The following is an 11,972-nucleotide window of genomic DNA, read 5'->3' on the forward strand; positions in this document are numbered from 1 at the left end:
GTTCAGCATGTCGGCGCGCTGGTTACGCGCCCGGATTTTTGTAAAGACCGCGCCAGTCGATGGCCTTGGCGCCGAAGTCGAGGCGGCACTTGATCTCGACGCCGTCGACATCGAAGCCGTTGCGCGTCTCGATGTAGGCGCCCTGCTGACCCTCGAGATAGGCGTACTCGATGGTGTCGATCTGGTTCGGGCTCGCCGCCAGATACCAGGCGGTCTCGCTGGCGGCATCGAGCCGGGGCTCGCTGATCGGGGCGAGCGTGCGGATCGACTGCGGCACCACGCTGGACGTCGCGGCGGGCACCAGGTTCTGCGCGACCAGCTGCTCGGCCTTCAGTTCCAGCGAGGCAGGCACGATCAGGAAGGCGGGGCGGACGTTCAGCACCGTTTTCTTGTCGAGCCCTGTCTGCTTGGCCATCGCCGCCCGCGCCGCTCCGACGCTGCCGACATCGAGCGCCGCGCCGGTGCCCGCGAGGTTCTTGTGGGTGGTGTGGAACAGCGCGTTGCCGTCGGCCATGGCCGGGTTGGCGGTGATGATGCCCCAGACCACGTCCGACTCCAGCTGCGCGATGGAGTTGCCGTACATCGCCGGGATCCGGGTGAAGGCGTCGAGATCGTCGTTGATCAGCGTCTGGCGGGTGATCGCGACCACCCGACCATAGGTCTTGACCTTGTAGCTCTCCTTGCTCTCGCCGAGCGTCCCGCGCTTGAACTCGCCGCTCTCGCCGACTTCCAGCAGCTGCGGCGCTTCGCCGAGCTGCACCCGGTGCATCGCCTTGAAGTCGGTCGCCAGCACCTGGCGGCAGAACAGCATGAAGGTGCGGGGATAGGCCTCGTAGGCCTGCCGCAGGGTCTTGTTGGTGACCGCCGACAGGATCTCGGGGAAGTCCGAGGTCGAGTGCAGGGCCCGCGTCGCCACCTCGTCGCGCGACAGGCCGCGGGTGTTCACCCCAGCATTGCCGAGGCTTTCGCGGGCGAGTTCCAGCAGCGTCATGCCGCGATACTGCCGGGCGGCGTCCTCCAGCTGGAACAGCGTCGGGCTGTAGCGGTGCAGCAGCGCGTTCGCGACCGCATCACGGCGGGTGATCCGCTCGTCCCGGCCGCCAAGGGGGACGAAGACATGGGGGAAAGTCCGGGTCTCGTCCGACTTCGCGGCGACCTGATCGAGGATCAGGCGGCGGGATTCGTCGACGCTGACGCCGCGCTTGACCAGATCCTCGGCGAAGCCGCGCTCGAGGTTCAGGCGGCCCGCCAGATCGTAGATGGTGGAGACGCGGTCGCGCTCCGCCTCGCGGGCGCGCGTCGCGACCGCCTCGGTGTCGGGCGCGGGCGTCGCCTGCGTCTTCGGCTGGCTGCGCGTCTCGCTGGCGGCGACCTTCGGGTCGGGCGCAGCCGCTTTCGGCTCGGTCACAGCAGCATTCGGGTCGGTCATCGTGGTGTCCTCGGTATCATTCGGCTCGGTCGGCTGGGTGGTGGCGGGGGTTGCGGCGTCGCGCGCCGGGGTCTCGGTCTTGTCCGTCATCGGGATCGGTCCTTTCATGCTGGAAGGGGCGTCCCGGCGGTGGAGGACGCAGTCGTGAAGGGGATGCTGGGCGCGGAAACCGGCGGCGGGGTCGGCGCCGACCGCCACGGCGGAGACCTCGAAGGGCGTCCAGTCGACCGCGCGCCAGAGTTCGCGGGCGGCCTCGGGCTTCGAGACCTCGAAGCGATGGACCTGGTAGCCGATGGAGACCGCGCGAATGTGGCCGGCCTGGATGTCGCGCCAGATCGGTTCGACATCGGTCCGCTCGCTGATCCGCACCAGCGCGATGCCGCGGCCGTTCTCGATCCGCGCCGAGCCCGGCACGACCGAGCCGATGACGGCGTCGAGCGTGTCGAGATCATGAACCTTCAGGAAGGGCGCGCCCGCGTTCAGCCGGTCGAGCCGGACATGGGCGGGGTCGAGGCTCAGTTCCTCGTCGTATGGCTCGCCGAAGAAGGTGGCGCGACGCACGCGGGCCCCGGCCGACCAGACCACCTCGACGGTGCGGCTGTCGGCGTCGGCCGTGTTCGGCGCAAGCTCCGCCGACCGGCGCATGGCCGGCAGTTCGATCATCGTGTCCATGAAGGTCAGTCCTGTTGGTCGGCCTGCGCCGGGTCATTGTCCGCGTCAGCAGCCGGGTCGTCGGTGTCTGGTTCGTCGGCGGCCGGATCGGTCGCCGCGTCGCCGGTCTGCGCGCTGCCGGTCTTCGTGACCCGCCGCGGATCGCTGTCCAGCACCAGCCCCAGCGCGTCGAGCTTGGCGTTGGTCGCGGCGATCTCCGCCAGCACGGCGTCGGGGTTGCGGCCCTGTTTCGCGATCACCTCAGCCAGCGTCATCGTGCCGGAGCGGATCGACAGCAGGTTCGCCATCGCATCCTTCTGCGGATCGACCGCCTCGAACTTCGGCGGCGACCATTCGACCGGCACGATCGGCGACGGAATATGGCCCGCGGCCCACGCCGCTTCCGTGAACCATCGCCAGACCGGGGCGCAGAACATCGGAATGAACAGCTGCCATTGCACCGCGTCGATCTGGCGGCGGAACTCCACGAGCCCCGCCCGGATCGAGGAATAGTTCACCTGGCTGAGATCGCCGGTGAGCAGCTCGTAGGGCACCCGGAACCCTGCCGAGATCGTGTGCAGGCTGGCCCGCTTGTATTCGCCGTAGCCGCCGATAGCGGATGGTTGGTTGAAGCGGATGTCCTTGCCGCCACGAGCATAGGCGATCAGCCCCGGCTCGAACTGCTCGACCCGGTTGCCATCGGCATCGACCACGGAGGGCGCGATGGCCTGCTGGGCCTCGTCATCGCCGAACACGATGGCGGTGACGCAGGCCTCGGTCTTCTTGCGGACCAGTTCGGCCACCTCGTAATCGTCGAGATCGCGCAAGCTGCGGATCACCGGCGCGCCCCAGGGAACGCCGCGCGCCTGCGTGCGCTGTTTTTCATAGACATGGGCGATCTCGGTCGCGGGCACCGGGCGGCTCTGCAACCCGTTCTGCAGGGCGCCATAGGCATCGCCCGGATGCTCGGCGTGCAGCCAATAGGCCCGGCGCTTGCCGACCGGGTCGAACTCGATCCCCTGGACGAGGCGGCCTGCTCCGAGGGCGCCAGACTTCGTGGCGTCGAGGAAGTCTGCCTCCAGCACCTGCAATTGCAGCGGCACCGGCAGCCCGTCCGAGGATCGCCGCAGGCGGCGGCGCACCAGCACCTCGCCCGCCTCGACCATCTCACGGCAGATCAGCGTCTGCAGACCGTAGAAGTCGAGCTGGCCGTCGGCATCACAATCCGCTGTCCAGCGCTCGAACAGCGCATCGACCTTCCGGTCCAGCTTGTCGTCACCGCTGGCGGCGCGCGGCATGATGCCCGCGCCGATGATGTTATTGACGAGCACCGCCACGGCCTTGGCCGCATGCGGGTTGTTGCGGACCAGATCGCGCATCCGGTCGCGCAAGAGCGCCCCGGCGACGCCGATCTCGGTGTCGGCCGAGGATCCCGGCGCGCGCCAACCTTCCGTCCGCCGCCCGCGCGCAGCGCCATCGTAACCGCGCGTCAGGGTCTCGAAGGCCTGCCGCGCCATCACGCGGCGGGCCGCCATGCGCGGCGCCACCGTAGCGATGGCGTGGTCGAACCAGTTCGCCGACATCACCGATCCCCGCGCGAGAAGCCCGCAAGCCCGGCCACCGGCAGCGGCCGCGTGGTCCCCGCGATGGCGCGCTCGATGGTCCGGATGCGGGCGAGGAGATCCTCGGCCGAGCCATAGTCGACGGATTTGCCATCGTAGCTGACCCGGGTCGTGCCGCTGGCGTAGGCCCGGCGAAGCGCCGAGAGCTCCGTTTCCGTCCAGTCGGTCATGTCAGAACCATCCTCCGCGTCGGCCCAGCCAGTCCGACTGCCGCTTTCCTTGGGGTGCGGATTGCGGTCGGTTGACCCGCCCTGCGCCATCCATTTCCGTTGGCGCCGCCCCGAGCTGATCCTCGAGGTCGCGCCATTTCTCGTCGGGCCAGCGGTCCGCGCCTGCTATCCAGGCGGCGGCGCGGGCATAGACCCGGCAGTCCAGCGCCTCGTTGCGCTCGCGCAGCTTCTGCCATTCCAGCCGGGCGAAGCCGCGCTTCGTGCGCACCGTCACCAACTGCTCGGCCACGAACTGCTTCAGCCACTCGTTCTCGACCCAGTGCGGCAGGTGCACCGAGCCGGGCGGGAACGCCGCCCCGTCGGCCATCTCCTCCTCGGTCGGCCGCGCCAGCCGCAGGAATCGGTAGGTCTCGGCCTTGAAGGTCGAGACCGCCACGGTCCAGAGCCGCGCCCCGCGCCGCAGGCGCTTGCCGCCCTCAGTCGCGTCCACGAAGGTCGGCCCCGACACCGGGCTCGAGCGGTTGAACCCCTCGACGCCCTTCACCGGCGACACCTGCGCGAAGCCTTGCGCCCGCGACCAGGAATAGACCGCCGGTGCCTCGTAGCCGGTGTCGATGGCGAGCCGCGCGATCCTGAGATGCGCGCCGCGTTCATGCGGCCAGCTTCGGTCCAGCACCGCGGTCAGTTCCGACCATGCATCGTGCCGGTCGGGCCCGCCCTCGATGACGACATGATCGACGAGCCACGACTCAAGCCCGCGGCCCCAGGCCCAGACGTCGACCTCGATCCGGTCCTTCTGCACGTCGGCACCGGCCGTCAGGAACAGCCCGCCCGCGGGCACCGTGCCGGATGTCCAGCGCTCGCGGCGGTCGTAGAGCCGCTGCCAGTCCGGCGCTTCCCCGGTCTCGACCCAGGTCTCGCCGAGGATGGTGTTGCGGAACGCCTTGATCGCCTCGTCCGAACCCTGTGCCGCGTCCCATGCCCGCACGATCCGCTCCCAGCTGAGCCAGCCGATCGGCGAGTAGAGCGCCGAGAGGTGATACCCGACCGTGGTCGGGTCGGCGGCCGTGGCGGTCGCCCGCCATTCGCCCCCCTCCAGCATCGCCGTCTTGTGGTGTTCCGCGATTGCCGCGTCGCAGCCCTCGCAGTGATACTCCGCCGTCTCCGGGCGGCCCTTCTGCCAGCGCAGCCGATCGAACTTCAGCCATTGCGCGTGGCCGCAATGCGGGCACGGCACGAAGTACCGCCGCTGGTCGCTGACCTCGAACTCCCGCTCGATGCGCGACAGCCCCCGGATGGTCGGGGTCGAGACCAGAAACACCTTGCGCCGGTGGGCGAAGGTCAGCGACCGCGCTTCGGCCAGCGTGACCGGGTCGCCTTCCTCGTCGGCCGAGGCCGGATAGGCGTCGACCTCGTCGAGGAAGATGTACCGCGCCGGGGTCGAGCGCAGCCCGACCGCCGAGTTGGCCCCGGTCATGATCAGGATGCCGCCCGCGAATTCCTTCGACAGCATCGTGTTGCCGGCGTCGCGCGAGCGCGCGGGCTTCACCCGCTCCCGCAACTCGGGGCTCTCGTCGATCAGCGGGTCGATCCGCTGCCGCGAGTTGCGCTTGGCCAGTTCCACGGTCGGCTGGACCGCCAGCATCGGGCCCGGCGCCTGATGGATGGCGAAGCCGATCCAGTTGTTACCCGCCTCGGTCGCGCCGACCTGCGCGGCCTTCATGAACACTACCCGCTGCGTGGGATCGCCGGGGCTCAGCCGGTCCATGATCTCGCGCATGTAGGGCGTGCGCACCGTCCGGTACCGCCCGGGCTCGGCCGAGGCGCGTCCCGAGAGCATCCGGTGCCGATCCGCCCATTCCGAGACGGTCAGGTCCGGGTCGGGCCGGAGCCCGTTGCCCCAGGCGCGCAGGATCTCGCCCGCGCCGTCGAAGTCCGTCAGTGCGTCATCATCACCGGAAGTCGGGCCGGACCTCGGCGAGTTCGTCGAGGTGGGCGCGTACATGTCTCTCCAGGACCTTCTGCATCGCGGCTGGCTCCACGGTGATTTGCTGGCCTATCGCGTCGCTGCACGAGGCCGAGATTTCGGCCGCCATCAGCGCCGCCGCGCGTGCAGGCCAGTTCACCCACGCGTCCCGCTCCTCCCGCCCCAGCCGGAACACCAGCGCCAGCGCGCGGGCCCGCTCGATCAACTCCCCCTTCAGCTTCTGCAGCCGGATGCGTCGCTCCTGCGCCTTCAGCACCTCGTTCGCCGTCTTGGCCTGCAGGAAGGTCGTGCCACCGCCGACGGCCGGGACCGCCAGACCCTGTTCGCGCAGGGTATCGCCGACGGCCGCTACCGCCGCCTCGGGGACGGGTTTCAGCTTCGGCGCGGGCGGCTTGCGGGTCTTGGACGGGTCCGTCGTCTCGGCGCGCCGCGCGTCGCTGGCGGCCGCGTTGATGCTGCCGTCGGGATAGAGGACCAGCCGCTCGGCGGCCTTCGCCTTCTGGATCGCGCCGCGCGACAGCCCGACATGCGCGGCGTACTGGCGCTCGCTCATGCCCTGCATCGGTAGCTCCGATTATCATTCAGAATCATGTGCTTATTGAGTTGATAAGCATCGCGGACAGAGGGAACGTCCGTTCAGAAGGACGATGCAACTCACCAAGGAGCCACTCCGATGACCACCCGCCTGAACCCGATCACCACCCCGCGCCACGAACTCCGCGCCGAGAAGGCCCGGCGCAACAAGGAAGCGGCCCTGAACGCCTTCATCGGCAAGAAGGCCGAGATCGACGAGATGCTCGCCCGCCTGCAGGCGCTCAGCGACGACCATTTCAACTGCCATCCCGACGAGGTGGGCTGGGCCATGGTCGGCACCCTCGAACAATACGCCAGCCTCCTGAAGCGCATCACCGACAGCGCTTTCGGCGAGGGCGAACACGCCCGCTGATATCCGGCAACGCCGGAACTCCCGCCGCGCGCCCCGCGCGGCTCGGGGTCGTAGAAGGCGCCGCATGACGCGGGCCCGAATACGGAGACGACCCCATGACCCAGATCCAGATTTCCGACGCCCAAGCCGTCATCCTGTCCACCGCCTGCGCGCGCGAGGACGGAGCGGTCTTTCCCGTCACCGCCAGCCTCAAGGGCGGCGCCGTCGGCAACGTCTGCAAGAGCCTCCTGAAGCAGGGCATGATCGAGGAAATCGCCGCCACGGACCTCAACACGGTCTGGCGGCACGACGAGGAGCGCGGCCCGATCACGCTGCGCGCAACCCCGCTGGCCTACAGCACCCTCGGGATCACGGACGAATCGGGCGAGACGCCGCCGCCCGAAACGCCGACCGCCCCGGTCAAGCACCGGAAGGGCACCAAGCAGGAGACCCTGATCGAGATGCTCCGCGCAGAGGGCGGCGCGACCATCGACGAGATCGTCGCCCAAACGGGCTGGCAGTCGCACACGGTGCGCGGCGCGATGTCCGGCGCGCTGAAGAAGAAGCTCGGGCTCGAGGTCACCTCCGAAAAGGTCGAGGGGCGCGGGCGCGTGTACAGACTCCCCGCCGCCTGACGCACCGGACCCCGAAAAGCTGATGGCCGCCGTCCCTCCGGGGCGGCGGTCGATCATTTGGCGCTCCGCATCCGGATCGCCTCAAACACCCGCCGCAGGGCGAAGGATCGTGCGATGCTCACCACGGTGAAGATGGCGCCCATCTTCAGGTTCTGCGCCAGCGTCGTGTGTAGCCCGAAGACCGGGAAGATCAGGATCTGCGTGACCACGGCGACGCCGTAGCCCACGATGACGTTGACGACGGACTCGACCAGCGACATGAGGCGGGACTGCTTCATGCCGCTGCCTCATCCATCGGCCAGCAGTTCAGCCGCCAGAGTTCGCAGCGCATGCGCCGCAACCAAGGGGACCACGCCGTTGCCACAGAGGCGAAGCCGGTCCACCCGGTGGGCCAGCCCATCAGCGCCTCGACGAACAGCGGGTTCAAGGTCCGGCGCGCATCGGAGGTATTCGTCCCAGCCATCGGCGTCACCAGGACCTGGCGGCCAAGCAGGCCGTTGACCGGCGTGTTCGCCAGTGTCGTCGCCCCATCCTTGTGGTCCCGCGCCGTCGGCGTCATCCACATTCCGGCCGCGTGGGTCAGGTCGGCACTCCTGCGGTTGCCCGCGCTCGGCTTGCAGCCGTCGTTCGCCATCGGCGTCGGCCAATCCCGCGCCATGCGGTCCAGCCCCTTCTCGTCCTTCCGCTCCCCGCCCCGGCTGCGGAAGCTGTCGATTTGCGGCGTCGGCCAGAGCGCGGCCGTCGTCGCCAGGTTCATGCCGTGCTGGCCTGCTTCCTGCGATGGCGTCGGCTTCGTCTGCCGGTTCTCGTTGGCGCTGGCCCTCGGCGTCGGCCAGAGCCGCAGCAGCTCCGTCCGGTTCCCGCCACTCGAGCGGGTGCCGGAGCAGGCGCGCGGGGTCGGCCAGCTCGTCCCCCTCTCGGATTGCGAGGATGAAGAGCCGCTCGCGCTTGTGCGGCGCGCCGACTTCCGCCGCCGTGAAGAGGCCTGCCGCAAGCTTGTAGCCCATGCCGACCAGTCCGCTGGCGACTTCGGGGAAGCCGAGGCGGAGATGATGGGCGACATTCTCGAGGAACACGAAGGGCGGTTCGACCTCGCCGACGATGCGGGCGACATGCGGCCAGAGGTGGCGCGGGTCCTCCGCGCCCCGGCGCTTGCCCGCGACGGAGAACGGCTGGCACGGATAGCCCGCAGTGACGATGTCCACTGCGCCGCGCCACGGGCGGCCGTCGAAGGTGGCAACGTCGTCCCAGAGAGGCGCGCGATCCAGGGACGCGTCTTCCATCCGCGCCACGAGAGTGGCTGCGGCGTAGGTTTCCCGTTCGACATGGCCCACAGCACGATATCCGGGGATGGCGAGGACAAGCCCGAGATCGAGCCCGCCTGCGCCGGAGCAGAGGGAGAGGCCGAAGAGGCATGCGTCTGCGTCTCCGGAAGCGCGTCCGGAGGAAGGTAAAGCCAGGTCATGCATGTCACGCGGCGGTCTTGCGCTTTCGCGCGGGTTCTGGGGCGGCGTCCGGGTCCGGCGTATCGGCCCGGGCCTCGGCATCGTCGCCCAGCCGCTCGGTCCTCACCTGCGCGAAGGTCCGACCGTCGCCATCGAGGATCGCGTCGCGGCCGGTGTCGGCCTGCCAGCGTTCCACGGCGACATCGACGTAGGCCGGGCTGATCTCCATCGCGAAGACGCGACGGCCATTGGCCGCGCCCGCCATGATCTGCGAGCCGGAGCCTGAGAACGGCTCGTAGCAGAGGCCGCCCCGCGCCACATGCTGGCGCATCGGGATGCCGAAGGCGTCGAGCGGTTTCGGCGTCGGGTGGTCGGGGCGCTCATCCTTGGCGAAGCTGGGAAGCGCCCATGTCGATGGCAGCGTTTCCTCCGCCACCTTCGGCGGACGGTTCGGGCGACGCCAGCCCATGAAGCAGGGCTCGTGTTTCCAGAGGTAGTGGGACCGGGTCAGGACGCCGCGGTCCTTCACCCAGATGATCTGCTGATGGACGAAGGCGCCGGCCTTTTCCCAGCAAGCCGCCAGCATCGCCTGGCGGCGCGAGGCGTGCCAGCAGTACCAGGCGGCGTCCTCGGTGATGGCCTCGGCTACAGCGGCGGCGATGAAACCGTCGTAGAGCTCAGCCCCCTGCGAACTGTCATCCCAAGTGGTGCCGTAGGACGCCGACCAATCCTTGTTCCGCGTCGGGTGGTTTGAGCCGTCGTAGTCCACGAGGTACGGCGGGTCCGTCGCGAACAGCACCGCGCGCTCGCCGTTCATCAGGCGGCGCACATCTTCGTGGCTGGTCGAGTCTCCGCAGAGCAAACGATGGTCGCCGAGGATCCACAGGTCGCCCGTCTGCGACGCCGGATTGCGGGGCGGCTCGGGGATGGTCACCGGCGGCACGGAGCCCCCGGCGCCACCTTCTTCACCGTCGTCTTCCGCGACGTAGGCCAGCAGCTTGTCGAGTTCGCCATCGGAAAACCCGACAAGCGACAGGTCGAAATCCTCGACCAGCAGATCGTTCAGTTCCGCCGACAGCAGCGCCTCGTCCCAGGTGCCGAGTTCAGTCAGCTTGTTGTCCGCGATGCGGTACGCCCGTCGCTGCGCCTCGGTCAGATGGCCCAGCACGATCACCGGCGCCTCGGTCAGCCCAAGCTGCGTGGCGGCAAGGACCCGGCCATGGCCTGCGATCAGTTCGCCGTCCTCGGCGACGAGGCAGGGCACCGTCCAGCCGAACTCGGCCATGCTGGCGGCGATCTTCGCGACCTGGTCCGGGTCGTGTGCCTTCGCGTTCTTCGCGTAGGGCTGGAGGCGCGACAGCGGCCAGGTCTCAATCGCGTCCGGGGCGAAGCTCAGCGTCATGGTGGGCAAGGTTCCTCGGTCGAGTGGATGCCGGTGGCTTCCGGACTCCGGATGCCAGGCTGGACTCCACACGGGGTCCAGCGGCCACCAGCGGTGTCCGGTCGGAAGGCCAGCGTTCATTGGTGTTTGCGCGGGGCGCGCGTGGGTCCGGCTTCCGGGTGGCCTCCCAAAAATCCGGCCCTGTCGCTGGCGATGTCCCGCGCTTCGCCCGCCAGCATACGAATATCGCCCAGGAAGGAACCGGAAACTGCCGTGGGCTGGACCCCGGCCGGATCCTTGCTGGATACCAGGGTCCAGAAGGCCCCCGTCAACGCAAAGGGGAGAGCGAGCTTTCCAGCGCACTCTCCCCATCTTGCCTTCGGAATAGCACGATCATGTTGCAGATGTCGAAGGAAAAAGTGTTGCAACACATTGGAGTCACTGCGCATTCAGGCGCGCGGCGATCTTGGTCAGCGCCAGCTGCCAACGCCGCCAGGCGGTCGTGCGGTCGCACCCCAGCTCGCCGCTGATCTGCTTCCACGGCACGCGGGCGGCGCGGGACCAGACCAACTTGCGCTCCGCCTCCTCGATCCAGAGCACCCAGTCGAAGGTCTGCTCGAGCCGGGTGATCGCGGCGGCCGAGGGCCAGACGCGCATGGGCTGGGGTTCCATCGCCGCGATCTCGCGGCTGGTGCGCACGATGTCGGGCCAGGTGTTGAAGTAGCCCTGCGCCTTCACCGGCGGAAGCTTGCGCAGGGTGCGGAACGCCTCCTCGAAATGATCGGCGACGCACTCGGCGGTCCATTCGCGATCAGCCATGACGCGCCTCCCTGTCGGAAGGGCGCGGGCCGTAGAGCTTCTCGCCGAGCTGGCGGACCAGTTCACGCTCGGGCCAGGTAAGGCGGTCGTCATCGGCGGAGACCGCGAGGACGCCCTGTTCCTGCCAACCCTCGCGCTTGACCTGCTCGGGATCCCGGCGCCGACCGCCGTAGCCATGGGGATGCCATCTCATGCGACACCTCCCTTCGTCTCGATCGCCCAGAGCAGGATCGCGATGGCGTCGGCCTCGTTGTCGTCGGCCGGGCTGAAGCCGCGAGCACGGACGGCGGCGACCATGGCGGCCTTGTCTGCGTTGCCCTTGCCTGCGGCATGACGCTTGATCGTGCCGACCGGAACGCCCTCGTAGGGCACGCCGCGCAGTTCCGCCCATGCGGTCAGCGTGGCCATGAGCCCGCCGTAGATGTGGCTCGCGTCGGTGCCCGCGTGGCGGCGGACTTCCTCGAACCAGATGGCGGCGACGGGCCCGGACAGCCGGTCGATCTCGGTCAGCCAGTTGGTGAAGCGCAGATAGCGCATGCCGCCACCGTCGTAGCGACCGGGCCTGAAGCTCGCAGTTCCGCTGGTGATCAGCCCGTCCGGCGCGCGCAACGCCCAGCCGGTGCTGGTGCCGAGATCCAGCGCGAGAATGCAGGGGTTGAATCTGCCGGCAGCCGTGAGAGGCGCCGGGGCGATGTGTGGGGAGCGGTCCATGACGACCTCCTCTTCGAGTGAGAGGCCGGGGCGGCACGGCTGCCTGGTGAGGGCAGCACGCGCGCCCGGGCCGGGATCGCGAGGTCTGGTCAGGGTCACGTTGTCGTTGCCGGGAGCGCCCGGCGCTTCCATCAATGGCTTCACCCCGTCCGCTTGAAGGAAGTGGGGACGCAAGCCATTGGCAGAATGAGGATAAA

13 protein-coding genes and 1 pseudogene are annotated in these 11,972 nt (G+C 69.0%); 2 read left to right on the forward strand and 12 right to left on the reverse strand.

Annotated elements, in window-relative coordinates; all coding sequences use genetic code 11:
• Window positions 1–22: 22 nt before the first annotated feature.
• Genes LGT41_RS15730 through LGT41_RS15750 form a run of 5 tightly spaced genes read right to left on the reverse strand, consistent with a single transcriptional unit; the run spans window position 23 to window position 6,421 of the window.
• Window positions 23–2,101: a prohead protease/major capsid protein fusion protein gene (locus tag LGT41_RS15730; RefSeq protein WP_274127910.1), complete on the reverse strand. Its 2,079-nt coding sequence runs from the start codon at window positions 2,099–2,101 to the stop codon at window positions 23–25.
• Window positions 2,102–2,106: 5 nt separating this feature from the next.
• Window positions 2,107–3,663 carry a phage portal protein gene (locus tag LGT41_RS15735; RefSeq protein WP_274127911.1) on the reverse strand — a complete coding sequence of 519 codons (1,557 nt, stop codon included), beginning with the start codon at window positions 3,661–3,663 and terminating at the stop codon, window positions 2,107–2,109.
• A complete protein-coding gene (locus LGT41_RS15740) occupies window positions 3,663–3,872 on the reverse strand; it encodes a phage head-tail joining protein (RefSeq protein ID WP_028030714.1) in 210 nt (69 codons plus the stop codon). The genes LGT41_RS15735 and LGT41_RS15740 overlap by 1 nt, the downstream gene beginning before the upstream one ends.
• A 1-nt stretch (window position 3,873) precedes the next feature.
• The gene (locus tag LGT41_RS15745; protein WP_274127912.1) at window positions 3,874–5,877 is read right to left on the reverse strand and encodes a phage terminase large subunit family protein; all 2,004 of its coding nucleotides are present in this window, start codon (window positions 5,875–5,877) and stop codon (window positions 3,874–3,876) included.
• Window positions 5,825–6,421, reverse strand: a complete 597-nt coding sequence (locus tag LGT41_RS15750; protein ID WP_274127913.1) for a hypothetical protein — start codon at window positions 6,419–6,421, stop codon at window positions 5,825–5,827. Before LGT41_RS15750 ends, LGT41_RS15745 begins: the two co-directional genes overlap by 53 nt.
• Before the next feature lie 111 nt (window positions 6,422–6,532).
• Here LGT41_RS15750 and LGT41_RS15755 point away from each other — a divergent pair, with 111 nt between their 5' ends.
• Both LGT41_RS15755 and LGT41_RS15760 read left to right on the forward strand, forming a co-directional pair.
• Complete coding sequence (locus tag LGT41_RS15755) at window positions 6,533–6,805, forward strand: hypothetical protein (RefSeq protein WP_274127914.1); 273 nt, start codon at window positions 6,533–6,535, stop codon at window positions 6,803–6,805.
• 95 nt (window positions 6,806–6,900) lie between these two features.
• Complete coding sequence (locus LGT41_RS15760) at window positions 6,901–7,419, forward strand: DUF3489 domain-containing protein (protein WP_274127915.1); 519 nt, start codon at window positions 6,901–6,903, stop codon at window positions 7,417–7,419.
• Window positions 7,420–7,472: 53 nt separating this feature from the next.
• Here LGT41_RS15760 and LGT41_RS15765 read toward each other — a convergent pair whose 3' ends face one another.
• From LGT41_RS15765 to LGT41_RS15795, 7 genes and pseudogenes are all read right to left on the reverse strand, one after another.
• Window positions 7,473–7,697: a DUF7220 family protein gene (locus LGT41_RS15765; RefSeq protein WP_274127916.1), complete on the reverse strand. Its 225-nt coding sequence runs from the start codon at window positions 7,695–7,697 to the stop codon at window positions 7,473–7,475.
• Window positions 7,694–8,176, reverse strand: a complete 483-nt coding sequence (locus LGT41_RS15770; protein ID WP_055683749.1) for a hypothetical protein — start codon at window positions 8,174–8,176, stop codon at window positions 7,694–7,696. The genes LGT41_RS15765 and LGT41_RS15770 overlap by 4 nt, the downstream gene beginning before the upstream one ends.
• Window positions 8,177–8,381: 205 nt before the next feature.
• Window positions 8,382–8,966 (reverse strand): annotated as a pseudogene (locus LGT41_RS15775) (DNA cytosine methyltransferase); the annotation flags it as partial.
• Window positions 8,890–10,266 carry a site-specific DNA-methyltransferase gene (locus LGT41_RS15780; RefSeq protein ID WP_274127917.1) on the reverse strand — a complete coding sequence of 459 codons (1,377 nt, stop codon included), beginning with the start codon at window positions 10,264–10,266 and terminating at the stop codon, window positions 8,890–8,892. The pseudogene LGT41_RS15775 and the gene LGT41_RS15780, both read right to left, overlap by 77 nt.
• Before the next feature lie 417 nt (window positions 10,267–10,683).
• A complete protein-coding gene (locus tag LGT41_RS15785; protein WP_100929097.1) occupies window positions 10,684–11,064 on the reverse strand; it encodes a DUF6362 family protein in 381 nt (126 codons plus the stop codon).
• A complete protein-coding gene (locus tag LGT41_RS15790) occupies window positions 11,057–11,257 on the reverse strand; it encodes a hypothetical protein (protein ID WP_028720215.1) in 201 nt (66 codons plus the stop codon). The genes LGT41_RS15785 and LGT41_RS15790 overlap by 8 nt, the downstream gene beginning before the upstream one ends.
• Window positions 11,254–11,775: a hypothetical protein gene (locus tag LGT41_RS15795; protein ID WP_274127918.1), complete on the reverse strand. Its 522-nt coding sequence runs from the start codon at window positions 11,773–11,775 to the stop codon at window positions 11,254–11,256. Before LGT41_RS15795 ends, LGT41_RS15790 begins: the two co-directional genes overlap by 4 nt.
• Window positions 11,776–11,972 lie beyond the last annotated feature (197 nt).

The sequence above is a fragment of the Abyssibius alkaniclasticus genome (assembly GCF_020447305.1).
Lineage (GTDB): Bacteria > Pseudomonadota > Alphaproteobacteria > Rhodobacterales > Rhodobacteraceae > Abyssibius > Abyssibius alkaniclasticus.